This window comes from Humibacillus sp. DSM 29435 (assembly GCF_001758225.1).
Lineage (GTDB): Bacteria > Actinomycetota > Actinomycetes > Actinomycetales > Dermatophilaceae > DSM-29435.
In genome coordinates, this window is record NZ_MAST01000051.1 from 123524 (window position 1) to 147724 (window position 24201).

Genomic DNA, 24201 nt, shown 5'->3' on the forward strand with positions numbered 1-24201 from the left:
GGAGAACTGACACACCATGGCAATCTTTCTCAACGCCGACTCCAAGGTCATCGTGCAGGGCATGACCGGCTCGGAAGGCATGAAGCACACGCAGCGGATGCTGAAGTCGGGCACCACGATCGTCGGGGGGGTCAACCCCCGCAAGGCCGGCACCACCGTCGACTTCGAGGACGACGTGACCGTGCCGGTGTTCGGCACCGTCACGGAGGCGATCGAGGCCACCGGCGCCAACGTCTCGGTCATCTTCGTGCCGGCCGCCTTCACGAAGTCGGCTGTGGTCGAGGCGATCGACGCCGCGATCCCGCTCGCCGTCGTGATCACCGAGGGCGTCGCGGTCAAGGACACCGCGGAGTTCTACGCGTACGCCACCGACAAGGGCACGACCCGCATCGTCGGGCCGAACTGCCCCGGGCTGATCACTCCCGGCGTCTCGAACGCCGGGATCATCCCGGCCACCATCGCCGGAACCGGACGGGTCGGGCTCGTCTCGAAGTCGGGCACCCTCACCTACCAGATGATGTACGAGCTGCGGGACTTCGGTTTCAGCACCGCCGTCGGCATCGGCGGCGACCCGATCATCGGCACCACGCACATCGACTGCCTCGAGGCCTTCCAGAACGACCCCGACACCGACGCGATCGTGATGATCGGTGAGATCGGCGGCGACGCCGAGGAGCGTGCTGCGGCCTACATCCAGGAGCACGTGACCAAGCCGGTCGTCGGCTACGTCGCCGGCTTCACCGCCCCCGAGGGCAAGACCATGGGGCACGCCGGGGCCATCGTGTCAGGCTCCTCAGGCACCGCGCAGGGCAAGAAGGAGGCGCTCGAGGCCGCCGGCGTCAAGGTCGGCAAGACGCCGTCGGAGACGGCCGAGCTCATGCGCGAGATCATGAACGGCCTCGCGGCCGGCTGAGCGAGACTGCACCGTTCCGGCTGCCGTGCGCTGCGGCATCCGGACGACGCGGCGGGTGAAGGCCGCCGGCCCAGGACGATCGCCCTGGGCCGGTCGGCAGAACTCGGCAACGGGGCTGCGGCGTGGGTGCTCGCACGAGGCCCTCGCAGTTGTGACCATGGGGTGTGCCCACCTCTACGTCCGCCACCACGGGAGCGAAGTCCGCGGCCAGGCGCGCACCATCATCGCCCGCCCGGCCCGCCGGCCTCCCCGCCACCCTGACCGTTGCCCTGCGGGCCGGAGCGCTGGCGGCGGTCGCCACCTGGGCGCTGGTCGTTCTCCCCTCCCTCGTCGGCTGGATCGCCGCTCCCGAGAGCTCTCTCGGTTGGTTCTCGGCCGTCTCGGTGGGCAGCGCTCTGTGGTTCCTCGGGCACGGTCAGTCGGTGGGCGCTGGTGAGCTGTCGGTCTCGCTGACCCCGATCCTGCTGCTGCTCGCCAACGTCTACATCGGCGCCCGCTTCGTGCGACGCCTGGTCGCCACCGGACGCCCGGGATCCAGCTCCGCCGAGTGGAGCCGGCTGACGGCGAGATCGGTGGTTCCGGGCTTTCTCGGTGGGTATCTGCTCATCGCCTCGGTGGCGGCCCTGCTCACCCTGGCCGGGCCGGCGAGCCCTGGCCTGGCAGCGATCGTCGGCGCCCTGATCGTTCCGCTGGCCGCCCTGGCCTTCGTGTTCCTGCGACCCGACGATGAGACGTCTCCGGCTTTCGTTCTCTCCTGGTTCCGGCGCGGTCCCACCTGGCTGCCCGCTGTCTGGCGCACCGGTTGGCGTGGCGCCGGCCTGCTCATGCTCGTCGGCCTCGCGGTGGTGGTCGCTCGCGTGCTCGTCTCGTTCGGCGCCGTCGCCTCGGTGCAGAGCCAGTACGGCATCAACCTCGTGGCCGCCCTCGTGGTCGTCGTGGGCCAGCTGCTGATGGTGGCCAACGCCGCCACCTGGGCCCTGTCGTTCGTCGCCGGCCCGGGCTTCAGTATCGCGGCAGGCGCGGTGATCAGCCCCGCCGCGGCCCATCCTGGCCTGATGCCGCTGGTGCCCGTGCTGGCGGCTCTCCCCGACGAGGCCAGCTACCCCCAAGCGCTGTATGCCGTTCTCCTGCTGCCGATCGCCGCGGGAGCCGTGATCGCGCGCTGGGTAGACCGCGAGCTGGAGTTCTTCGGCAACGTCGGTGCCCGTCTGGCCGCCGTCGTCACTGCAGCCGGGCTCGCCGTGGCCGCCGTCACGGTGCTGACTGCCATCGGCAACGGTGCCCTGGGCGTCGAGCGGCTCGCGAACATCGGCCCGGCCGTTCTGCCCTTCGGTGCGGCGCTGTTCGTGGAGGTCGCTGGTGGGGCAGCGCTCTGGGTCGGCTGGCGGCTGCTGCGCGAGCGCCGGGTCGTTGACTCAACCGGCGACTGCGAACCGGGCGTCGCGTCCGACAACTGACCGGGTCTGCCATCAGTCGGCGGATCAGCCTGCAGCTGCTGTCGTCAGAGCAGCACCCGACGCCGCTTGATCTGCCGACTGATCGTCGGCGGCCACCGGTCGCCGAGCCGGCGCGAGGCAGGGCCTCAGGCCAGGCGGATCACGTCGCCCAGCACGATCGAGTCGCGCAGTCCCTCGCAGTCGGCTCTGGCCTGTGCGGTCTGGGCCCCGTCGATGCACTGCTCGTAGGCCTGCACCGTTCGGTAGAACGCCCCCTGCACGGCCAGCGACGCGAGCAGCAGCCCCACGATGCCGAGCGTCATGGCCGGCCAGATCTTCTCGCGCCCTCGTCGGTTCGACAGGAACCTCAGCAGCCGAACGCTCAGGCCGACCGCCAACAGCAGGGGCACCACTGCGATGAACCGCTTCGGCAGCGGCAGGTACATGGCGACGACGGCCAACAGCACGCAGATGAGCACCGGCACGGTGCGCCGCGCCTTCTCGCGGGCGTAGGCGATCGACCGCTCCCTTTCCTCGCTGCTCATGGGCCCCATCCTCGCTCATCGTGCCCGTCGTGGTGAATTCGTGCCCGCTGCCGCCACAGCGGCACCGACATGGTGCCATCGGCCCAAATGGCCGCCCGATACACTCCCGCACGTGACGAGCGACGCGAGACCGGGCCCCGACAGCGTCGACATCGTGGTGCTGGTCTCAGGCTCGGGGACCCTGCTGCAGGCCCTCATCGACGCCTGCGCCGACCCGGCCTACGGGGTGCGCATCGTGGCCGTGGGTGCCGACCGTGCGTGTGTCGGCATCGAACGCGCCGAGCGGGCCGGCATCCCGACGTTCGTCTGTCGGTTGTCGGACTTCGAGACCCGGCAGGAGTGGGATGCTGCTCTCGCATCCCACCTGGAGGCGGCTCACTCTCGACTGGTCGTCACGGCGGGGTTCATGAGGCTGCTGGGCGTGCGTTCGCTCGGCGAGCGAACCGTCGTCAACACCCACCCGGCCCTGCTGCCGAGCTTTCCCGGCGCCCACGGGGTGCGCGACGCCCTGGCGTACGGGGTCAAGGTGACCGGCTCGACGTGCCACCTCGTCGACGGCGGGGTCGACACGGGGCCGATCATCGAGCAGCGCACCGTGGTCGTGGCCGACAACGACACGGAGCAGACGCTGCACGAGCGCATCAAGGTGCTCGAGCGGCAGATGCTCGTCGACAACGTCGGCCGGATGGCTCGTGACGGGTTCACCGTCGAGGGCCGAGCCGTTCGGCTTGGCCCCCGCTGATTGCTACTCTGGCCGCACACGACTGGCGCAGGTGGGCAACCACCAGGGAGTGACGTCGGGAGCATCGAACGCCTGGGTGCCCCGGTCTCAGGCTCGTCCCAGACCTCGTCCAGGAGTGAACATGGCTGCCACCCCAACCCCGACCCTGACCCTGACCCCGACCCCGACCCCGACCCCGACCCGCGAAGCCGAGGCACCCGGCGAGGGTCGCCGCCGCATCAGGCGGGCGCTGGTCTCGGTCTACGACAAGACCGGCCTGGCCGAGCTCGCCGGCGCGCTCGGTGCCGCCGGCGTCACCATCGTCTCCACCGGGTCGACAGCGAAGACCATTGCGGCGGCAGGGGTTGCGGTCACCCAGGTCGAAGAGCTCACGGGCTTCCCGGAGTGCCTCGACGGCCGGGTCAAGACGCTTCACCCGAAGGTGCACGCCGGCATCCTCGCCGACACCCGCAACGCGAACCACCTGAAACAGCTCGACGACCTGGGGGTCGAGCCCTTCGACCTTGTCGTCGTCAACCTCTACCCGTTCCGCGAGACCGTGGACTCGGGGGCCGGCCCCGACGAGTGCGTCGAGCAGATCGACATCGGCGGGCCGTCCATGGTGCGGGCTGCGGCCAAGAACCACGCCAGCGTTGCCGTCGTCACCAGCCCGGCGGCCTACGCCCAGGTCGTCGAGGCACTCGGGTCTGGCGGCTTCGCCCTCGAGCAGCGGCGCCGCCTCGCCGCGGAGGCGTTCGTGCACACCGCGAGCTACGACAACGCCGTAGCCAACTGGATGGGCAACGTCGTGAGTGATACGAGCGACGGCACCGGTTTCCCCGCCTGGCTCGGGGCCACGTGGGACCGCGCCGACGTGCTGCGCTACGGCGAGAACCCGCACCAGCGGGCCGGCCTCTACCGGCACGAGCGGCCGGGCGTGGCGAGCGCCGAACAGCTGCACGGCAAGGCGATGTCGTACAACAACTACGTCGACACGGATGCCGCTGTGCGCGCCGCCCACGACCACGGCGACCAACCGACGGTGGCCGTCGTCAAGCACGCGAACCCGTGTGGCATCGCCATCGGCGACACGATCGAGCAGGCCTACGAGCGGGCCCACGCGACCGACCCGGTGAGCGCGTACGGCGGCATCATCGCGGCCAACCGCACGGTCACGGCGGCGATGGCCCGCGCGGCCAAGCCCGTGTTCACCGAGGTCATCATCGCCCCTGACTACGAGCCGGAGGCCCTGGCGATCCTCACGGCCAAGAAGAACCTTCGGGTGCTGCGCCTGCCCGACGGCATGGCGCAGGCCGCCGACCCGATAGAGATGCGAGCCGTCAGCGGTGGACTGCTCGTGCAGACGGTCGACCGGGTCGATGCGGTCGTTCGCGGTGACGACGGCCAGGTCACGGGCGGCGACGAGGCGGTGAACTGGCGGCTCGTGGCAGGGGGGGCCTCTGACGAGGCGACCCTGGCCGACCTCCAGTTCGCCTGGCGGGCCATTCGCGCTGTCAAGAGCAACGCGATCCTGCTCGCACACGACGGTGCGGCGGTGGGCGTCGGGATGGGACAGGTCAACCGGGTCGACGCGTGCTGGCTGGCGGTGCGCCGGGCGGGGGAGGAGCGGGCGCGGGGCTCGGTCGCAGCATCCGACGCCTTCTTCCCGTTCGCCGACGGTCTCCAGATCCTGCTGGATGCCGGGGTGCGCGCGGTCGTGGCCCCCGGCGGGTCGATCCGCGACGAGGAGGTCGTCGCCGCGGCTGAAGCGGCTGGTGTGACGATGTACTTCACCGGCACCCGCCACTTCGCCCACTGAGGTAACCCGGACACGCCGCCTCTGACCGCCCAGACGACAGTCCTAGGCTTTGGGGGCCGAGCCGACCCCGGTGTCATCTCTCGTAGCGCGGATGGAAGGCTGACGCGGTGACCCAGACTCGACCCTCCCGCGCCGCCCCCGCCGACCTCACCTGGCTGGTGGCGGTGGCGGCCTCGCTCTGGGGGCTGTCGGCGCTGTGGCGTGAGCCCCTGGCCCAGGCCTACCCCGCTCTCGCAGTGGTGTTCTGGGAGCACCTTGTGCTGACCGTGCTCGTCAGCCCGTGGCTGGTGCCGGCCGTGCGGCGCCTGTTCGCCTCGAGCACCCGCACCAAGGTCAGCGTGCTCGTGATCGGCGCGGGCAGCTCGGCGATCGCCACGACCCTCTTCACGGCCGCCTTCCGCCTCGGCGACCCGATCACGCCGCAGGTGCTGCAGAAGCTGCAACCGCTCATCGCGGTGGCGCTCGCGGCACTGCTGCTCGGCGAGCGACTGAGCGCCCGCTACGCCCTGTTCGCGGTGCCGGCGCTCGTGGGGGCCTGGCTGCTCGCCTTCCCCGACCCGCTGGGCGTCAGCGTGTCGAGCGCCCAGGCAGCGCTGCTCGCGGTCGGCGCCGCGGCTCTCTGGGCGGCCGGCACTGTGCTCGGACGGGCCGCCAGCGCTGAGCTGCGCTTCGCCGACATCACGGCTCTGCGCTTCGGGGTCGGGCTGCTGACGCTGCTGGCCCTCAGCGGGGTGACCCGCACCCCGCTCGCGATCGGCCTCGACGCGGCCCCGAACCTCCTGCTGCTCGCGGTCGTTCCCGGTCTGCTGGCCTTGCTGCTCTACTACCGGGCCCTCGGGCGCACGCCGGCGTCCCGCGCCACGCTCGCCGAGCTGGCCTTCCCCCTCACCGCAGCCGTCGTCGGGGTCACCGCCCTCGGCGCCACTCTCGCGGGTTCGCAGTGGCTGGGGCTGGTCGTGGTGCTTCTGTCGGTGGTGGGGCTCGCCGTGCACGAGCAACGTTCCCGCCGCCCGTCGGTGCCGGTACCCGACCGGGCCGACGAGGCCCTCGCCGTCACCGCGCGCTAGAACACCAGCGGCCCGCTCGAGCCGCTCTTCACCGTCGAAAGGACGTTCATGAGCGGGGGGTCAGCGGGCGCGGGCCAGTCCCTTGCGGCCGGCTCGCACCACGACCCAGGCCGCGGTCACGACCCCGAGCAAACTCCCCACGGTTCTCAGGACGTTCGGAAGGGGGCTGAGGAGTAGCAGCCACCCTGCCAGCATGGGAAGGGTGGCAATCAGCGCCACCTTCTCGCTCTGGATCCATAGCCGGGAGATACCCACCATGATTGCCACGACTGGCCATGCCGGAGGCACGAACAACAGCGCGAGCAGCTCGATGGGGTGCAGCGCCAGGGCCGAGTTGCCGCTCGACCCGACGACGATCACGGTTGGCGCGACGAGCCACAGCAGCGAGACGAACATGACGATCACTGGCACCCACGCGCGCTCCATCAGCCGGGGACTGGCTGGCGCCGAAGCGCGATCGGGCACAGCGACATTCGCCTCGTCGGCGATGTGCTCAGGCGTGCCGAGCTCGCCCAGCACCGAGCGCACCTGAGCAGGGCTGGCATCGTCGGGCAGGCGGGCGTCGAGGTGCTCACGAACCCCGGCCATGACTTCGGCCCGGGTCTCGCGCGGCGCGCCGTCAAGGAGTCCGTGCAGGCGCTCGAGATAGGCGTCGACCAGTGGGCGGGTCTGGTTCATAACTGACTCCTCTTGGTGTCGGCGACAGCGTCGTCGACGGCTTGACGAAACGGCATCCAGACGGCTCGAAAGGCTTCGAGCGACGATTGTCCGGCGGGGGTGATGGCGTAGTACCGGCGTGGCGGCCCCTCGGTCGACTCCCGCCAGGTGGTCTCGACCTGTCCTGCGGTGCGCAGCCGCGCGAGCAGTGGGTAGAGAGTGCCCTCACCCGACATCAGGATGCCGTCACGGGTGAGGCGGCGAGCGATGTCGAGGCCGTAGGCGGGCTCGTCGGCGATCATCGCGAGCACGCAGTACTCGACCGCGCCCCGACGCAGATGCGTCAGGATGCGTTCGTCGCCAGGTACCATGCGTCACACTGTACCGGTCGCTGCCGTCGAGAGGGCGTTTCGTGCGACATGAACCGCCCTCTCGACGGTGTCAGTACCCTCAGGGGCGCCAGGTGTAGCCGGTCGGTTCGCCTGCGCCGAGGTCGACGATGGCCGCGACCGGGCCACCGCCGTCGGGCCCCTGATGCGCTGCCGATACCGACACGAAGCAGGCCGGGTCGCCCGTCACGGAAGCGGTGACGCCGCCGACACACGCCTTGATCTGGCGGTGCCAGTGCACGTCGGAGTCGTCGAGCATCGCGTTGCGCCGACCACGCACCTGCCCGTCGGCGCTCACCTCGCACTTGAGGAACACGTTGACGAGCCGTCCTTGGATGTCGCTCGGGTGCGCCCGCTCGGGCAGGTCGAGACCGGCATCGCGGATCGCGTCCCAGATGCCGTCGGCGTCGAGGGCATCGCGCATGACGGAGTGGCCGATGCGGTAGCGCCCGCCGATGCCGCGGGCGTTGCCGACGACGACCACCTGGGCCTGGTCGAGCTCGACCCCGGAGCTGCACGAGGCGACCGACGAGAACAGCGACCGGTCGTTCATGATGTCGGCGTCGGTGGGCATCTCGATCTCGCCGAGCGCGACCGCGACGCCGAGACCGGTGGTGCCGTTGGAGAGGTCCATCGACTCGTGCGTGTGCTCGGTCCAGACCTGGTGGCCGCGCGCCTTGGCCCCACGGATCGTGTGGATGGTGAGCAGCGGGGTCTTGGTCTGTACGTAGTGCACGTCGGCAGGGTCGGTGATGCCGGCCCGCTCCATCGCGACCCTCACGGCATCCGCCACCTTCGTCACCATGGCCACGTAGCCGATCTCCTCCGGCAGAAGGGGCTCGCTCATGGCGTACCCGACCGTGAGCCGGGGCTCGTCGCTCGGCTCGGCTCGCTCGGCGGGCACGGTCGCGAAGATCGTGGCGTGGGGGCTGATCACCCCGTCGGTGCCGCCTGACCAGACGATCGGCACCTGGCTGACCTGCTCGGCGGGGGCGCCCTTGGCGATCAGCACCTCCCGGAAGGCGCGGTCGGCGATGATGCGCGTGTAGTCGTTGACGCCGCCGTTGCCCTCGGTCTTGCCGATGACGGCGACGACGCGGGAGGCGTCCATGACGCCGTCGTCGATGAGTCGGGCCAGCCCGGACGCGTCGCTGACGGAGTCGAGCACAACCTTGCGGACCTCGATGGCTTCGGGCACGGGATCACCTTTCGTGGGAGGGCAGAGTGGGGGGTGACGGGCAGGGTGGTCGGGGTTCGGCTCGGCCTTCGATGACCGTGCCGACCTCACCGTCGATGGCGGCGGCGATCTGGTCGAGCGAGGTGATCACCGACCGCAATCCGCCGGCGCGTACGAAGCGCATCGCCGCCTCGACCTTGGGGCCCATCGACCCCGACGCGAACTGGCCCTCGGCGGCATACGCCTGCGCCTGCTCGAGACTGACCCGCCCGATGGGCGCGGCCCGCGGTGTGCCCCAGTGGATGACGGCGTTCGGCACGTCGGTGGCGATCACCAGCACGTCGGCCCCGACGGCTTGGGAGAGCAGGGCGGCGGTGAGGTCCTTGTCGATGACGGCTTCGACCCCGTGCAGCTGACCGTTCGCCGAGCGGGCCACCGGGATGCCGCCACCGCCGGCGGCGACCACGACGTAGCCCGCGCCCAGCAGCGTCAGCAGCGTGCACGTCTCGAGCACGTCGACCGGCTCGGGGGAGGCGACCACCCGCCGCCAGCCGTGCTCGCCGCGGTCCTCCCACTGCTCGCCGTGGTCGATGAGGGTCTGGGCCTGCTCGCGCGGGAGGTAGCGACCGATCGGCTTGGTCGGGTGGGTGAAACCGGGGTCGTCGACGCTGACGAGGGTGCGGGTGACGATCGCAGCCACCGGCGTGGTCAGGCCCCGCTCGGCGAGAGCGGCCTCCAGGGTGTCGAGCATGGTGAACCCGATGGTGGCCTGGGTCTGGGCGCCGCACCAGTCGAGCGGTACCGGCGGCACGACGGCTGCCGCGAGCTCGTTCTTGACGAGGATGTTGCCCACCTGGGGCCCGTTTCCGTGGGTGAGCACGACCTCGTGGCCCGCCGCGACGAGGTCGGCGACCGGCGACATGGCGGCCGCGATCGCAGCCCGCTGAGACAGTGGTGTCGCACTGCCGTCGGGCCCGATCATGGCGTTGCCGCCGAGCGCCACCACGACTCTCACGTCGCCCTCAGCATCGTTCGCCGGGTTCGGTCTCGCTGGCCATGGCGCGAGCATAGGCAGTGAGGGGTTGGCTCGGCGTTGTCACGCTGTGCCCAAACCGGTGCGCCCGTCGGGGCCGCGTTGCCCTGAATGTGTGTCGGATGCCGTTCACAGCCAGTCGACCTCGGCCGACGACTGTCCGCCTGAGAGCTTCGCGTAGCCGGGCCCGCGGTCGAAGAACGGCTGGCGCTCGGGTCGGGCTGCTCGCAGCTCGGCCCGCAGGCCGTCGGACGCGGCTTGGTCGATGACCGGGTGGTCCCGGTCTCCGACGGCGACCACACCGTAGTTTCGGCGGGCACCGCTCAGGCTGACCTTGCCCCCGCGCAGGTCGCGCTCGACCTCCCCGTAGGGCCGCTCGAGCGGGTCACCCCAGCCGCCGCCACCCGTGGTGCGGATGCGGATGACCTGACCGGCCAGTACCGGCTCGGCGTCGGCCAGGGCGTCGACGATGCGCTCGTCGGGGCCGCCGGGGTCGATCGTCACCTCGAAAGAGGCCCCGGCCCGACCTCCCTTGATGCCCCAGCAGGCGAGGATCGACCGGTCGGCGATCGACATGAAGTGCGCATCGCGCAGCATCCGGATGTGCTTCTCGTAGCCGAGGCCCCCACGGTGCCGACCGGGGCCTCCCGAGTCGACGGCGAGGCCGAGCCGTTCGACGAGGAAGGGGAAGCGGCTCTCGGTGAACTCTGTCGGCAGGTTGCGGCTGTCGGGCACCACGTGGATGGTGTCTTCGCCGTCGGCGTAGGGGCGGCCACCGGAGCCGCCACCCAGCACCTCCCGCATGAGGTAGTCGTTGCCGTCACGGTCTGTGCCGTAGACGCCGGTGTAGCGGATCGTCTCCTGGTCGGCCGGCATCTGCCCGTCGACCGCCTTGGCCACGACTCCGGCCAGCACCCCCAGCAGCCGCAGGATGACGAAGGTGCGCGCGTTGGTGGGAGCCGGGTAGATCGGGGTGAGCAACGTGCCCTTCTCGGGGAAGCGCATCTCGATGAGCGGCACGACCCCCTCGTTGACGTCGAGCTGGGCCATGCGCTCCGGAGTGTCGGCGAGGTTGCGCAGGATGGGGGCCAGCCACTTCTTGAGAAAGTTGCCGCCGACGTAGTCGCCGCAGTGGTTGATCGGCCCCTTCGCCTGCGCCGACGTGCCGGTGAAGTCGATGATGATCCTCGGCCCGCCGTCGGGATAGCGGTCGGGGTGACCGGGGCCTCCGGTCGAGGTCTTGGTCAGGGTGATCCGCTGGGCGTGCAGCCGCGGCTCGTCGACGCCGTCGTGCTCGGCGTAGTCCTCCCAGACGTATGTGCCGTCGGGAATCTTCGAGAGGATCTCGCGGCGATAGGTCTCGGTCGTTCGATCGAGGATCTCGTCGAACGCGGCCTCGACGGCGGCGCGGCCGTAGCGCTGGAAGAGCTCGGCAAGGCGGCGGGCCCCCATCAAGCAGGCCGAGCACTCCGCGTCGAGGTCGGCCGCCAGGCTCTCCGGCATGCGGCTGTTTCGCGTCATGATCCGTAGGGCGGCACGGTTGGGAACCCCTTTGTCCCACAGTTTGATCGGCGGAACCATCAGGCCTTCCTCGTAGACCGAGCGGGCGTGGCTCGGCATCGAGCCGGGCACCGCACCGCCGATGTCGTCGTGGTGGCCGAAGGCCTGAACGAAGGCGACGACCGTACCGTCGCAGAAGACGGGAACTGTGACGCAGAGGTCAGGCAGGTGGCCGATGCCGCCCTCGGACTCGTAGACGTCGTTGTGGAAGAAGATGTCGCCGTCGGCCATCTCGGAGAGGGGAAAGTCACGCGCGACCGGGTGTACGAGCGCACTGTAGGAACGCCCCGTCAGCTTGCGCAGCTGACGGTCGTGGATGCCAGCGCGGAAGTCATGGGCGTCGCGGATCATCGGGGAGCGAGACGTGCGGCCGATGGCCGTCTCCACCTCCAGCTCGACGCTCGCCAGGGTGCCCTCGACGATCTCGACGAGGATGGGGTCGACCGCGCTGCCCTCCAGGGTCAGCCGGTTGCCGTGCTCGTAGGCGGTCGGCAGCCCCGCCGGGTTCACCGGGGGGCTCGAGCCGCCACGGGGCTCAGGGTCCGGTGCCATGGTCGACCTCCTTGGTGATGACGAGGTTGCCGAGCGCGTCGACCCGCACCACGAAGCCGGGGTGCACCGGCACCGTCGATCCGAACTCCTCGATGACGGCCGGGCCGGTGATCATGTCGCCCGACAACAGAGCCGGTCGCCACCACACGTCGGTCTCGACGTAACCCACGTCGGCGTCGGAACACACCGGTCGAACGCTGCGGTGGGCGCGCTCACGCACGGTGGCGCTGCCGTCAGCGTCGGCCCGGTCGAGGGCTCGCGGCTCGGGCCGGCTGATCGGCCCGACTCCGGAGACGCGAAGGTTGACCCACTCGACCTGCTGCGTCGGGTCGATGCGGAAGTCGTAGCCGTAGAGAGCGCGGTGCTCGTCGTGGAAGCGCCCGGCGATGACGTCGGCATAGTCTGCGTCGACGTCGCCGTCGGGGGCCGCGACGGGCACCTCGTAAGCCTGGCCGAAGTAGCGCAGGTCGACCGTGCGCACGTACCGCTGCATTCTTCGCGGGAACCCCTCGGCGTCAAGGGCCTTCGCGGCCTGGGCGGTGAGAAGGGCGAAGGCCTTCTGCACCGATGCGTGGTCGAGGGCGTGGTGGCGGGCGACCGACGTCTGCACGTAGTCGTTCTTGACGTCGACGGTGAGCAGCCCGAACGCCGACACGTTGCCGGGGTCGCGGGGTACGAGCACACCGGCCAGACCGAGGATGTCGACCAGCCGGCAGGCGAGCAGCGAGCCGGAGCCACCGAAGGTGGTGAGCATGAAGTCACGCACGTCGAGGCCGCGTTTCACGCTCACCTGGCGCAGCGCGTTGGCCTGGTTCCAGGCCGAGATCTCGAGGATGCCGGCCGCACACTGCGCCGGCCCGAGCCCGAGGCGCTCGGCCAGCTGCTCGATACCGGCCCGCGCAGCCTCGACGTCGAGCGGGATCTCGCCACCGAGCAGGTGTGCCGGGATGCGGCCGAGCATCAGGTGGGCGTCGGTGATGGTCGGTTCGCTCCCACCCTGGTCGTAGCAGAGGGGCCCCGGCTCGGCACCGGCCGACTGCGGGCCGACCTTGAGTGAACCCTGGGGGGAGACCCAGGCGATCGACCCACCGCCCGCGCCGACGGTCACGACGTCAATCATGGGGATCTTGCTGGGGTAGGCCCCGATCGACCCCTCGGTCGTCAGGGTCGGTTCGCCCTCGAGCACGACGGCGACGTCGGTGGAGGTGCCGCCGCCGTCGCAGGTCAGCACCCGGTCGAAACCGGCCCGGCTGGCGATGAGGCCGGCGCCGAGGGCACCTGCCGCCGGCCCGGACAGCACGGTGGTGATGGGCTGGTGCACGACCTCGTCGGCCGAGAGCACGCCGCCGTTGGACTTCATGATGTGAAACGACGCACGGGGGCGCACGCTCGTGACAGGCTGGTGTGACGGCGCGCCGGTGCCGTCGGCCGGGCCGGGTTGGTCGACCGCCAGCGCTGACAACCGTTCGGCGATGGTCGCGACGTAGCGCGACACGGTGGGCTTCACCGCGGCGTCGAGCAGGGTCGTCATGGAGCGTTCGTACTCGCGGTACTCGCGCAGCACTTCGGAGCTGATCGAGACCACGGCCTCGGGGTGCTCGCGGCGCAGCACCTCCCGCATCGCCAGCTCGTGGCGGTCGTCGGCGTAGGAGTGCAGCAGACAGACACCGATCGCCATGATGTGTCGCTCGCGGAACCACCGCGCCGCTGCGACGGCGCTTGCCTCGTCGAACGGGCGGATCTCGTGCCCCTCGAAATCGAGACGCCCGCCCACGGTTCTGACGTGGTCTGCCGCGACGATGCGGGGCGGCTTGACCCAGAAGTAGGAGTTGCCGTAGCCGTCGGGCACCGACTGACGGGCGATCTCGAGAATGAACTCATACCCCTCCGTCGTGATGAAACCGAGCGACCCGGTCTTGCCCTCGAGCAGCTGGTTCGTGGCGACGGTCGTTCCGTGTGAGACAGACGTCACGTCGTGGCTCTCGGCCCCCATCATCTCGAGCACCTTGTGAATCCCGGTCATGAAGCCGTCGGCCGGGTTGCCCGGCGTCGACGGGGTCTTGGTCGTCACCAGCTCGCCCAGGTCTTCGTCGAGCGCCACGACGTCGGTGAAGGTGCCGCCGGTGTCGATACCGATCCGGATGCGGCGCACCGCGCGCACCGCGGTCACCGGGGGAGAGTGCACGAGGTCGTCATGACCCGAGTCAACCCGTGCACCCTCGGCCAGAGCGCTGGCACAACCTGCCAACCCGGGCGGGGCGCTCGGTCAACCCTCGCCGATCACGACCCGCGGATGCTGCAGTCGACCCTCTCCTGTGCGCTGGCCGCCTTCAGCACACGGTCGCCGTTGAGCAGGCGACAGCGCAGCGAGGAGCCTGGGGTGCGGGCTGTCGCCGTGACCCGAATGGCCTGGGTCGCCGCCGCCGAACCACTCGATGTCGAGAGGCTGCCCCGGTAGGGCAACGAGACCCGCAACGTCTCGATACCGAGGGTGGAGCCCACGACAAGGTCGGCCTGACCCGATCCGTCGAGCTCGATGACGAGGTTGGTGAGCGAGTCGGGCGCGCCGGCCTGGCCGCCGGCGGCAGGAACGTTCGTCTGGGCCCGCTCGGCCGCCACGACCTGCCCGCCTACCCCAGGTCGCTGGGGAGGTGTCTCACCGATGGCAGACCGGCCAGAGACGCCGATGACGAGCGCGCCGAGCACCGCCACGGCCGTGACTGCGGCCGCCAGCCGCAGTGGTGCGGCAGGGCGGCGAGGCGGGGCAGAGTCTTCGTCAAGGTCGTGGTCAGGCACCAGGGGTGGTACCTCGGCACCGGGGGGCAGACCCGGTGGGAGAACGGTGCGCGAGGAGGCGGGGCGGTTCGCGCGGCGAGCGGCATCCGGACCGCCGCGGGCGGGGGTGACCTGGTCAACGTCGCTCATCGGATCCCTCGTCTCGTACGGCAGTGTCCGCACAGTACGTCACCGTGGCGCGACGCAGGTCAGCCGGCCTCGCCGCGATGGACGGGGGCGTGCGGGAACGAGGTTTCTGCGGGCCGTTCGAGATCGTCGCGGTAGTTGCGGATGAGGTTCAGGTTGCGGTCGCGCAGGTGGTCGAAGGCCTGACCGACACTGGAGCCCGGGGTCAGCGACGCCAAGGCCTCGGCCGGGTCGAGCCGGGCCGAGACCCATCCCTCGTGAGAGGCGGCCCGGGCGAGGACGTGCCCGATCGGCGAGACGATGTGCGAGTTGCCGAAGTAGAGCACCCCTGCCGGGTCGGTGCCGGTGGCGTTGGTGCCGATGACGTAGACGTGGTTGTCGTAGGCGCGGGCGCGAGAGGTGAGGTCCCAGATGTCGGCCGACCGCAGCAGCGCCGACGGTCGGCAGATCACCTCGGCTCCCTGTACCGCCTGGATTCGGGCGACCTCGGGGTAGTCGCCGTCGAAGCAGATCATCATGCCGATGCGCCCCAGCTCGGTGTCGCACACGGTCACCGTGTCGCCCGGCGTCACCCAGCCACCGCCGCTGACGATCTCGGAGCAGAACGGGTGCGTCTTGCGGTAGACCCCGAGAACGTCGCCGGCCGGGTCGATGAGCGCTGAGGCGTTGTAGACCGTTCCCCGTTGGGGGCCGCGCTCGTAGGTGCCCACGCACACGTGCACGCCGAGCTCGCGGGCCACCCGCTGCATCGGCTCCAGCACCGGCCCGGGCAGCTCGGTGACGAGATCCCAGAGCTCCTCCGCCGAGCACGCGGGCGTGAACCCGGTGGTGGCCGACTCGGGCAGCACGACGAGCTCCGCGCCTGTGGCGGCCACGCAGCGACGCGTGAGGTCGATGCAGTGGTCGAGGTTGGTGCTTACCGACTTGCCGGTGAGCGGCCCCGGCACGGGTGCGACCTGCACGGCGGCAGCAGTGAAGGCGCGCACGTCAGCCCCGCCCTCGTAGCCGCCAGCCGAGGGCAACCCCGAGCAGAGCGACAGCAGCGCCCGCGGCCACCCCCAGCGCGAAGTCGAGAGCAGCGCGCGAGTCGCTTGCGACCGTGGGGGATGCCGCTGAGCGCCCAGCCGCCGCGTCGGCCGCACCGAGCGGCGCCGGCTCTCCACCCGCCACCCCTGCGGCCTGGCCCTCGTCGGTCGGGTTGACGACCACTTCCGCCGCTCGCTCGCCCGTCAGGTCGGCATCGACCGCGCTGAAGAACTGGCCGGCCAGCTTGCGGGTCACGCCCGACAGCATCCGCTGACCGACCCCGCCGATCGCGCCGCCGACCGAGGCGTCGGCGTCGTAGACGAGGTCGGTGCCGCCGTTCGTGGCCGGGGTGAGCCGCACGACGACACTGGCGTCAACGGTGCCCGGCGCCCCCGAGCCCGAGGCCTTGAGGGTGAACGAGTCGGGTCGTCGCGGCTCACGTAGAGCGACCTCGCCGTCGTAGGTGCCCTTGATGGCGGCAACCCCAGCGGTCACGGTCATCGCGTAGTGGTCGGGCGACACCTCGCTCAGCTGCTCGCACCCGGGCAGGCACCGGGCCAGCACGGCCGGGTCGTGGAAGGCGTCCCACACCTGGCCGGGGTCGGAGGTGAGGGTGGCGGTGCCAGTGATCTTCATCGGGTGCTCTTCATGGCGTGGGCTCCTCGGCTCGGGCGGCAGACTCTGACGGGTGGCTCGCACGGCGCAGCGGCCTGATCTCTCCAGCGGCGTACCGACGACGCAGCGCCCAGAGGTCGGCGGGCGAGATCGGCATCCGGGTGATCGGGAAGCCTTCGGCGTCTTCGATCGCGGAGGCGATGACAGCCGAGACCGGGATGCAGCCGGCCTCGCCGGCGCCCTTGATCCCCAGGGGATTGAGGGGTGAGGGGGTCTCGAGGTGGTCGGTCTCGATGGTCGGAACCTCTGACGCGTAGGGCATCAGGAAGTCCATGAACGAGGCGTTGAGCAGCTGGCCCGAGTCGTCGTAGACCATCCGCTCGTACAGCGCACCGCCGACCCCCTGGGCCACCCCACCGTGCACCTGGCCCTCGACGATCATCGGGTTGATCATCGGCCCGCAGTCGTGCACGACGCAGTAGCGCAGGATGCGAATCTCGGCCGTGACCGGGTCGGTCTCGACGATCGCCGCGTGCATGCCGTTGGCGAAGGTGGCCTGCGTGGGGGAGTAGAAGTCCTTCCCCTCGAGCCCGGGCTCCTCGCCCTCGGCGACCGGCGGCTTCTGGGGGTCGAAGGTGCCGGCGAACTGGGTGGCGGCCTGGGTCGCCTCGTCGAAGGCGTAGCGCAAGGGGTTGCTGAGCACCGACACTGTGCCCAGCGTCATCGACGTGGCTGGGGCGCCCTTGACCTGTACGGTGCCCTCGACGATCTCGAGGTCGTCGGGTGACACCTCGAGGGCGTCGGCCGCGATGCGCAGCGCCTTGGCCCGCACCCGGCGAGCGGCCAGGGCGACGGCGCTGCCGCTCATCACCGCAGCCCGCGAGGCGAAGGTGCCCACGGCATAACCCATCTTCCGGGTGTCGCCGGTGGTGACGAACACGTCCTCCATGCGCACCCCGAGCTCGTCGGCGACGATCTGGGCGAACACCGTCTCGTGGCCCTGGCCCTGTGACGTCAGGCCGATCGACACGTTCACGCGGCCACTCGTCTCGACCTGCACGTGGCTGCCCTCGTAGGGCCCGACGCCGGTTCCCTCGACGTAGCAGCCGATCCCGAGCCCGACCTTGCGGCCCTGGGCGACCGCGGCCGCACGTTCGGTCGCGAAGTCGTCCCAGCCCACGAGCGCCTTGAGCTTGTTCAGGGTGGCGGGGAAGTCGCCGGAGTCGTACTTCAGTGGGCGCCCGTCCTGGAAGAGCAGGCCGTGGTCGTAGGGCATCTCGCTCGGCAGGATGAAGTTGCGCGCCCGCACCTGCGCCCGGTCGAGGCCGAGCCGGTCGGCGATGGCGTCCATCGTGCGCTCCATGGCGAAGCATCCCTGCGGCCGACCCGCTCCCCGATACGGCGTGACGAGAACGGTGTTGGTGTAGAGCGACCAGAACTCGACTCGGTAGGCGCCGGGTTTGTACGGCCCGAGCAGCTGCGTCGCGGTGATGATCGGCACGATGATGCCGTAGGGGGTGTAGGCCCCGTTGTCGTGCCAGAACTTCACGTCGAGCGCCAACAGGTGACCGTCGTCGTCGAAGCCCACCGTCACGGTGTGCAGCTGGCCGCGCTCGTGAGCGGCCGAGACGAAGTGCTCGCGCCGGTCCTCGACCCACTTGACGGGCTGACGCAGCAGCCGAGCCGCCCACGGCACGAGCACCTCCTCCGGCCACGGGTGCATGATCTTCACGCCGAAGCCGCCTCCGACATCGGGCGCGATGCACTCGACCTTCGCGAGCGGCAGGTCGAGCTTGGCCGCGACCGCGGCGCGCACGCCGGTCGAGGTCTGGGTGGAGGAGTACATCCGCAGCTCGTCGCGCTCGTCGTCCCACTGGGCGTAGACGCCACGCCCTTCGAGGGGCGTCGATGCGCTGCGTTCGATGTCGAGCTCGAGGGTCAGGGTGTGCGGCGCGGTCGCCAGCGCTGCGTCGACGTCGCCGACGACCTGGGTGAGGTGGGCGGCGACGTTGCCAGGAACGTCGGGGTGCACCACCGCTGCCCCGTCACGGGCCGACTCGATGCCGACCACGACCGGCAGTGGCTCGTAGCGCACCCGGATGCGTTGGCAGGCGTCTTCAGCGACGTAGCGGTCAGTGGCCACGACCATCACGAGCGGTTCGCCGACGTGGTTGACCTCCTCGCGAGCCAGGGCGTAGCCGGTGCGCCCGTGGGTGAGGGCCGGGTGCGGGATGAGCAGCGGGAGCGGCTCACCCACCTTGCCCGGCAGGTCGTCGTGCGCGTAGATGCCGAGCACCCCGTCGAGCTCGAAGGCGTCGTCGGCGTCGATGTCGACGACCCGGGCGTGGGCGTGCGGACTGCGCACGAAAGCCGCCGCGAGGGCGTCATGACCGAGGTCGTCGAGGTAGCGGCCTCCACCCGTGACCAGTCGGGGGTCCTCCTTGCGCTTGATCGGGGTGCCGAACAGCCTCGTGCTCACGACGGGCCTCCCCCCGCCGCAGCGGGTTTCGGATGCCGTTCGCCCGGCTCAGCGGCATCCGGTACGCGTCGCTCGGCCCTGATCTCAGCCGCCCGCAGCACGCTCTTGACGATGTTCTGGTAGCCGGTGCACCGGCACAGGTTGCCCGAGATGGCGGCGCGAGCCTCGTCGCTGGTCGGGTCGGGATGATCGTCGAGGTACGCGGTGACGGTGGTGAGCAGGCCGGGGGTGCAGAAGCCGCACTGCAGGCCGTGGCACTCGGTGAACGCCTGCTGGACCGGGTTCATCGACTGGCCGGTTGCGCACACGCGGGCGTCGGGCAGCAGCCCGAGGCCTTCCACGGTCGTGACCTCGAGGCCCTGCGCCGACACGGCGAACATCAGGCACGAGCGCATCGGCTCGCCCCCCACCAGCACCGTGCAGGCGCCGCACACGCCGTGCTCGCAGCCGACGTGGGTGCCGGTCAGAGTCAGGTCGTGGCGCAGGAAGTCGGACAACAGGCGCCGGGCCGGCACCGACGCCGTACGGCGAACACCGTTCACGGTGAGGGTCACCTCGTGCAGCACCTCACTCATCAGACGACCCTGTGGTGGTCGAACGACGGGTTCGTGAGCGAACGCGTTGGCGCACCCCGTCGTTCGACCTCGAACGAGTCGTTCGCGGGGGAGGTGGCGTGGAGGGCGGCGAGGGGGAGGGCGCGTCGGGTGAGCTCGGCGACGAGCATCCGCCGGTAGTCGGCGCTCGCGTGGATGTCGGTCTCGGGGGCCACGTGCTCGCGGACAGCCTCGGCCGCCCGGTCGAGCGCGTTGTCGAAGGACCCAGACCGGGCCTCGTGGCCGCCCACGACCGGTGTGAGGTCGAGCACGCTCGGCACGTCGGTGACAGACACGAACGATGCCCACGCGGCCGAGACCACTCCGTCGGTCACGGTGAGGGCCACGGCGACTCCGGCGAGGGCGTAGTCGCCGCTACGCCGGGCCGACTCGGCGAAGGCGGTGCCGGTGCCGGGCGGCATCCGGTTGAAGCGGGCTGCCACCGCCAGCTCGTCCGGTCGGAGCACGGTCTCGAGGGCGCCGAGAAAGAAATCGTGCCAACCGATCTCGCGGATGCCGTTGGCCCCGACCACCTCAACGGTGCCGTCGCACAGGGCCAGCACCGCCGGCATCTCACCGGCCGCGTCGGCGTGGACGATCGAGCCGACGGTGGTGCCACGGTTGCGGATGGCCGGGTGGGCGACGTTGACGACCGCCTGTCTGAGCAGGGGGAGCGCCGCGTGCGCCGCCTCGGACCGTTCGAGGCCCGAGTGGCGCACCAGGGCCCCAACCCTGACCGCCTCCGGCGTGATCGTGATGTCGCCGAGCCCCGACACGTGGTTGACGTCGACGAGGTGACCGGGTGACGCCAGGCGCATGTTGAGGATGGGGATCAGGCTCTGCCCGCCCGCCAGCACCTTGCCGTCGTGGCCGACCTCGGCGAGAACAGCCACCGCTTCCTCGACCGTGCGAGGCGCGTGGTGCACGAACGGAGCGGGCTTCATCTGTTGATCCTGCCTCCCGGGGTGGCCAAGATCTAGGGCCGCCGCCGATCGGGTCGGTCACCAGTGTCGTCGCCGTCGCCGTCGTCGTCGTGGTCGTAGCCGGCGGGCCCGACGATGATCATCGCGCCGTCGGCCCGCTCACGAAGGTCTGCGGGGGCCAGGTTGCGCGCCAGGTGGTAGGCGCCGATGGCCACGATGGTGCCCAGGGCGATGCCTCCGAGCTGGAAGTCCTTGGTGAAGACCAGATTGACGTTGCCGATGCCGATGACGATTCCAGCGGCGACCGGCACGAGGTTGATCGGGTTGGCGAAGTCGACGCCGTTCTCCTTCCAGATCTTGGCTCCGAGCAGGCCGATCATGCCGTAGAGCACGACGGTGATACCGCCGAGCACCCCACCGGGGGTGGCCGCGACCAGCGCGCCGAACTTGGGCGAGAGCCCGAACACGATGGCGACGACGGCAGCGACGTAGTAGGCCGCGGTCGAGTAGACGCGGGTGGCGGCCATCACACCGATGTTCTCGGCGTAGGTCGTCGTCGGCGAACCGCCCACGGCGGAGGCGAGCATGGTGCCGACACCGTCGGCCCCGATCGCCCTGCCCATGTAGGGGTCGAGGTTGGTCTTGGTCATCTCGGCCACCGCCTTGACGTGGCCGGTGTTCTCGGCAATGAGAGCGATGACAGCTGGCAGCACGAGCAGGATCGCCGCCACCGAGAAGCTCGGTAGGTGGGCTCCGACGATCTCCTTGCCGTCAGGACCGATGGAGCTCACGGGCGGGAACCCGAACCAGGGCGCGGAGTTGAAGGCGTCGAGGTTGACCCGGAAATGGTCGGTGACCTTGCCGGTGCCGTCGGAGGCGGTGATCATGCCGAAGATCCCGTCGAAGACCCACGAGAGCACGAACCCGAAGACGAGGGCGAGGAAGATCGCGATGCGCCCGATGAACCCACGGAAGGCGACTGCGCACACGATGGCGAACGTCATCACGCACAGGGCGACCCACTGGTCCTGCGGCCAGTAGACGTTGGCCACGACCGGGGCGAGGTTGAACCCGATGAGCATCACCACGGCGCCGGTGACGACGGGAGGGAGCACCTGGTGCAGCAGCCGCGAGCCCAAGAAGTGGATCGCGACGCCAACGAGGGTGAGCACGAAGCCGGCCACGAGGATGGCGCCCGTCACGGTCGCCGACGTCGCCCCCTCCTGGCTGCGGATCGCCGCGGCCGCGCCGACGAACGCTGCCGAGGTGCCGAGGTAGCTCGGCACCTTGCCGCCCACGATGAGCAGGAAGCAGATGGTGGCGATGCCGCTCATCATGATCGCCAGCTGTGCGTTGAGGCCCATCAGCAACGGGAAGACGAACGTCGCGCCGAACATCGCGACCACGTGCTGCGCCCCGAGGCCCACGGTTCGTCCCCACGAGAGCCGTTCGTCGGGCGCCACGACCTCATCGGGCCCGAGCGTCTTGCCGTCGCCGTGCAGTTTCCAGCCCAGTGCCATGAACGACTCCCATCGGAACAACGCAGGTTCGCCCGCGCGGTCGGTGCTCAGACCCGTGCCCGGGCACCTTGGCCCGAAAACTACTCCGAGACAGGGGGGTCGCGGTGGGCAATTGCTGCTGACGCGCCGAAGGCGGTCTGGCAGGACCTGCCCTTCAGGCCTCGCCGCGCCGGTCGAGCAGCCAGCGTCAACCCAGTCGAGTGGCCACTTTCGAACGGCCGGCGACGTGCAGCGTCGCAGTGTGGTCGCGATCGGTGATCACGGCCCAGCCGTCCGCCACGAGCACCACCCGGTTGTCGAGCGTGCCGGCGTCGACCGCCACACAGCCACAACTCTGCGTCATATCTGCCACACCGGCTGCGGCGCCGTCCGCCCGGCAGCATCCGCCGTCGGACGCGGGTGGCCACGCGACTGTACGGAAGTGGCCACTCGAGTGGGGGTACGGGGGGGGGGCGGGGCGGGTCACAGGCCGCGCATGCGGTGCACCTTGAGTGCCAGCGCGAGCGCCAGCCGCAGCTCGGGGTCGGTCGTGAACGGCCCCAGCAGCTTCTCCAGCTTGCCGATGCGGTAGCGCAGCGTGTTGTAGTGGAAGAAGAGGCGCCGGGCCGTCTCGGCGACGTTGAGGTTCGTGTCCAGCAGCAGGCCGAGCGTGCGGCGCAGGTCGGCGTTCTCGGCGAGGTCGTCGGTGGCGAGCGGGCCCAGCGTCTCGGCCACGAAACGCCGCAGGTCGGCGCCGTCGGGAACGAGTCCGAGCAGCCGGTAGACGCCAAGGCCGTCGACGTGGGTCAGCGCGCCATGACCGTGCAGCTGGCGGCCGACGGTGACGGCCGACTGCGCCTCGTCGTAGGCCTGGGGCAGATCGGCCGGAGAGGTGATCATGCGCGACACTCCGGCCGAGAAGCTGCGCCTTCCGCCACCCCCGTCGCCGCGCACCACCCGCACAAGATCGTGGACCGACCGCATGATGCGGTCGGTGTCGGCCTCGGCCGGCACGCCGACCAGCGCGACGACCTCACGGCTGAACCCCATGACCGGGGAACGGTTCTCGCGAACCGCCATGGCGTGGGTCCAGGCCCGCGCGAACCGCTCCTGCAGAAAGCGCACCTCCTCCGCGTCGCGGCTCGACCGGTCGTCGTCCTCGTCGGTCTCGGCCACGACGACCACCATGGGCCGGTCGATGTTCCAGCCGAGCGACTGGGCGTGGGCCACGGCATCGGCGACCGACCCGGCCCGACCCGTGAGGGCGTCGCGCAGAAACTCGGCCCGGTACTTGCTCTCCACCGCGGCCACGGCCTGGTCCTTGGTGATCGCGAGGGCCGCGACGGTCGCTGCGCGCTCGAGCAGGTGCACGTCGTCGACGGTGAGGCAGCGGTGACTGCAGAAGGCGACCAGCAGCCCGTGGTCGAACTGGCCGGCCGCGATACGCACGGCCACTCGCCCCGCCGTGGGGCCGTCGAGGCGTGCGCCGATCGGTTCCGACTCGGTGAGCAGTCGTCCCGAGCGGTCGAAGCAGGGCAGGGATGTCGCATGGTCGCGCTCGTGCTGGGAGCCCGCCGCGGCGATGATCCGCCCGTCGGTCGTGGTCACCATCGCCGCCCCGTCGAGAAAGCCGCCCACCCGTTCGCAGAGGTCGTCGAGCGAACCACCGGCCAGGACGATCTGCACCAAGGCGCGGTCGGCGTCGTCGAGCCGACGCAGCATCGAGGTCTGGTGCTCGAGAATGGCCTCGAGCACCTCGGTGGTGAACCGGGGGAGGTGCTCCTCCGGCAGCTCGATGAGGGGCAGGTGGTGGTCGTGAGCGGCCGCGCGGAGGTCTGCGTCGAGGCCGGCGCCGGGAGCCGGCCCGACTGCGACCCCGACCACGAGGCCGACAGCGCCCGCCTCGGCCAGCCGCTCGACCAGGCGCCTCCGGTCTGAGGCAGCGACACCGGCGTCCGTGAGGGTGGCTGCGTCTGCGATGACGAGCTGGTGGCGCAGGTCGCTGAACCCGTTGTCAGCGGCCCGCAACGGGGCGGCGCGGTCAACCGAGATCTCGAGCCCCGTCGGCGCAGCGTGCACGACGCCACCCCGACTCGACGCCAGGCCCACGATCAGACGGAGCGCGATTCCCGACACGTCGGAGCCGCCGACAGACGCTGGCAACTGTGCAGCATGAGAGGGGACATCGTTGGCAACATTGGCCATGCGCGCACTGTACCCAGCCTCGGTATCGTCGCCTCACGGTCGGGGTCAGGCCCGGGCCCGTTCAGACCGG

21 protein-coding genes are annotated in these 24201 nt (G+C 70.6%); 5 read left to right on the forward strand and 16 right to left on the reverse strand.

Features of this window, described 5'->3' with window-relative positions:
- Positions 1–16 precede the first annotated feature (16 nt).
- Positions 17–913 (forward strand): succinate--CoA ligase subunit alpha, encoded by an 897-nt coding sequence (gene sucD / locus BA895_RS19910; protein WP_070193624.1) that lies wholly within the window; start codon positions 17–19, stop codon positions 911–913.
- Between the two features lie 164 nt (positions 914–1077).
- On the forward strand, positions 1078–2370 hold the full coding sequence (locus BA895_RS19915) for a DUF6350 family protein (protein WP_070193625.1): 1293 nt from the start codon (positions 1078–1080) through the stop codon (positions 2368–2370).
- A 125-nt stretch (positions 2371–2495) separates the two neighbouring features.
- Here the strand turns inward: BA895_RS19915 and BA895_RS19920 are convergent, their stop codons facing one another.
- On the reverse strand, positions 2496–2894 hold the full coding sequence (locus tag BA895_RS19920) for a hypothetical protein (protein WP_070193626.1): 399 nt from the start codon (positions 2892–2894) through the stop codon (positions 2496–2498).
- A 112-nt stretch (positions 2895–3006) separates the two neighbouring features.
- On the opposite strand from BA895_RS19920, the gene purN reads away from it, so the two are divergent.
- From purN to BA895_RS19935, 3 genes are all read left to right on the forward strand, one after another.
- Positions 3007–3636, forward strand: coding sequence for a phosphoribosylglycinamide formyltransferase (purN, locus tag BA895_RS19925; protein ID WP_070193627.1), 630 nt, complete (start codon positions 3007–3009; stop codon positions 3634–3636).
- Positions 3637–3757: 121 nt separating this feature from the next.
- Positions 3758–5434: a bifunctional phosphoribosylaminoimidazolecarboxamide formyltransferase/IMP cyclohydrolase gene (gene purH / locus BA895_RS19930; protein ID WP_083283602.1), complete on the forward strand. Its 1677-nt coding sequence runs from the start codon at positions 3758–3760 to the stop codon at positions 5432–5434.
- Between the two features lie 107 nt (positions 5435–5541).
- Positions 5542–6501, forward strand: coding sequence for a DMT family transporter (locus BA895_RS19935; RefSeq protein WP_070193628.1), 960 nt, complete (start codon positions 5542–5544; stop codon positions 6499–6501).
- Positions 6502–6561: 60 nt separating this feature from the next.
- Here BA895_RS19935 and BA895_RS19940 read toward each other — a convergent pair whose 3' ends face one another.
- The 15 genes from BA895_RS19940 to BA895_RS20005 all read right to left on the reverse strand — a co-directional run bounded on the left by BA895_RS19940 (position 6562) and on the right by BA895_RS20005 (position 24089).
- Positions 6562–7179 (reverse strand): hypothetical protein, encoded by a 618-nt coding sequence (locus BA895_RS19940; RefSeq protein ID WP_070193629.1) that lies wholly within the window; start codon positions 7177–7179, stop codon positions 6562–6564.
- Positions 7176–7529: a PadR family transcriptional regulator gene (locus BA895_RS19945; protein WP_070193630.1), complete on the reverse strand. Its 354-nt coding sequence runs from the start codon at positions 7527–7529 to the stop codon at positions 7176–7178. The genes BA895_RS19940 and BA895_RS19945 overlap by 4 nt, the downstream gene beginning before the upstream one ends.
- 79 nt (positions 7530–7608) lie before the next feature.
- Positions 7609–8745, reverse strand: a complete 1137-nt coding sequence (locus BA895_RS19950; protein ID WP_070193631.1) for a ring-opening amidohydrolase — start codon at positions 8743–8745, stop codon at positions 7609–7611.
- A gap of 4 nt (positions 8746–8749) precedes the next feature.
- Positions 8750–9739 carry a carbamate kinase gene (locus tag BA895_RS19955; RefSeq protein WP_070193693.1) on the reverse strand — a complete coding sequence of 330 codons (990 nt, stop codon included), beginning with the start codon at positions 9737–9739 and terminating at the stop codon, positions 8750–8752.
- Positions 9740–9886: 147 nt separating this feature from the next.
- A complete protein-coding gene (locus BA895_RS19960) occupies positions 9887–11869 on the reverse strand; it encodes a hydantoinase B/oxoprolinase family protein (RefSeq protein WP_083283589.1) in 1983 nt (660 codons plus the stop codon).
- A complete protein-coding gene (locus BA895_RS19965; RefSeq protein WP_254666580.1) occupies positions 11853–14039 on the reverse strand; it encodes a hydantoinase/oxoprolinase family protein in 2187 nt (728 codons plus the stop codon). Before BA895_RS19965 ends, BA895_RS19960 begins: the two co-directional genes overlap by 17 nt.
- Before the next feature lie 110 nt (positions 14040–14149).
- Positions 14150–14794 carry a hypothetical protein gene (locus tag BA895_RS19970; RefSeq protein WP_070193632.1) on the reverse strand — a complete coding sequence of 215 codons (645 nt, stop codon included), beginning with the start codon at positions 14792–14794 and terminating at the stop codon, positions 14150–14152.
- Positions 14795–14853: 59 nt separating this feature from the next.
- Positions 14854–15813 (reverse strand): carbon-nitrogen hydrolase family protein, encoded by a 960-nt coding sequence (locus BA895_RS19975; protein ID WP_254666581.1) that lies wholly within the window; start codon positions 15811–15813, stop codon positions 14854–14856.
- Positions 15779–16453: a carbon monoxide dehydrogenase subunit G gene (locus tag BA895_RS19980; protein WP_070193633.1), complete on the reverse strand. Its 675-nt coding sequence runs from the start codon at positions 16451–16453 to the stop codon at positions 15779–15781. Before BA895_RS19980 ends, BA895_RS19975 begins: the two co-directional genes overlap by 35 nt.
- Before the next feature lie 10 nt (positions 16454–16463).
- The gene (gene cutA / locus BA895_RS19985) at positions 16464–18911 is read right to left on the reverse strand and encodes an aerobic carbon-monoxide dehydrogenase large subunit (protein ID WP_070193634.1); all 2448 of its coding nucleotides are present in this window, start codon (positions 18909–18911) and stop codon (positions 16464–16466) included.
- On the reverse strand, positions 18908–19486 hold the full coding sequence (locus tag BA895_RS19990) for a (2Fe-2S)-binding protein (protein ID WP_070193635.1): 579 nt from the start codon (positions 19484–19486) through the stop codon (positions 18908–18910). Before BA895_RS19990 ends, cutA begins: the two co-directional genes overlap by 4 nt.
- Complete coding sequence (locus tag BA895_RS19995) at positions 19486–20448, reverse strand: xanthine dehydrogenase family protein subunit M (RefSeq protein ID WP_070193636.1); 963 nt, start codon at positions 20446–20448, stop codon at positions 19486–19488. Before BA895_RS19995 ends, BA895_RS19990 begins: the two co-directional genes overlap by 1 nt.
- Positions 20449–20480: 32 nt before the next feature.
- The gene (locus tag BA895_RS20000) at positions 20481–21947 is read right to left on the reverse strand and encodes a uracil-xanthine permease family protein (RefSeq protein ID WP_070193637.1); all 1467 of its coding nucleotides are present in this window, start codon (positions 21945–21947) and stop codon (positions 20481–20483) included.
- Between the two features lie 187 nt (positions 21948–22134).
- Entirely contained in the window at positions 22135–22269 is a 135-nt protein-coding gene (locus BA895_RS24755; RefSeq protein WP_256388463.1) for a hypothetical protein, read from the reverse strand.
- Between the two features lie 140 nt (positions 22270–22409).
- Positions 22410–24089 (reverse strand): helix-turn-helix domain-containing protein, encoded by a 1680-nt coding sequence (locus BA895_RS20005; protein ID WP_254666582.1) that lies wholly within the window; start codon positions 24087–24089, stop codon positions 22410–22412.
- Between the last annotated feature and the right edge of the window lie 112 nt (positions 24090–24201).

Excerpts from the sequence above, each read along its gene's own strand:
- sucD (WP_070193624.1), top strand. The coding sequence starts at position 17 with ATGGCAATCTTTCTCAACGCCGACTCCAAGGTCATCGTGCAGGGCATG.
- BA895_RS19920 (WP_070193626.1), bottom strand. The coding sequence starts at position 2,894 with ATGAGCAGCGAGGAAAGGGAGCGGTCGATCGCCTACGCCCGCGAGAAG.
- purH (WP_083283602.1), top strand. The coding sequence starts at position 3,758 with ATGGCTGCCACCCCAACCCCGACCCTGACCCTGACCCCGACCCCGACC.
- BA895_RS19940 (WP_070193629.1), bottom strand. The coding sequence starts at position 7,179 with ATGAACCAGACCCGCCCACTGGTCGACGCCTATCTCGAGCGCCTGCAC.
- BA895_RS19945 (WP_070193630.1), bottom strand. The coding sequence starts at position 7,529 with ATGGTACCTGGCGACGAACGCATCCTGACGCATCTGCGTCGGGGCGCG.
- BA895_RS19960 (WP_083283589.1), bottom strand. The coding sequence starts at position 11,869 with ATGGCACCGGACCCTGAGCCCCGTGGCGGCTCGAGCCCCCCGGTGAAC.
- BA895_RS19970 (WP_070193632.1), bottom strand. The coding sequence starts at position 14,794 with ATGAGCGACGTTGACCAGGTCACCCCCGCCCGCGGCGGTCCGGATGCC.
- BA895_RS19980 (WP_070193633.1), bottom strand. The coding sequence starts at position 16,453 with ATGAAGATCACTGGCACCGCCACCCTCACCTCCGACCCCGGCCAGGTG.
- BA895_RS19990 (WP_070193635.1), bottom strand. The coding sequence starts at position 19,486 with ATGAGTGAGGTGCTGCACGAGGTGACCCTCACCGTGAACGGTGTTCGC.
- BA895_RS19995 (WP_070193636.1), bottom strand. The coding sequence starts at position 20,448 with ATGAAGCCCGCTCCGTTCGTGCACCACGCGCCTCGCACGGTCGAGGAA.
- BA895_RS20000 (WP_070193637.1), bottom strand. The coding sequence starts at position 21,947 with ATGGCACTGGGCTGGAAACTGCACGGCGACGGCAAGACGCTCGGGCCC.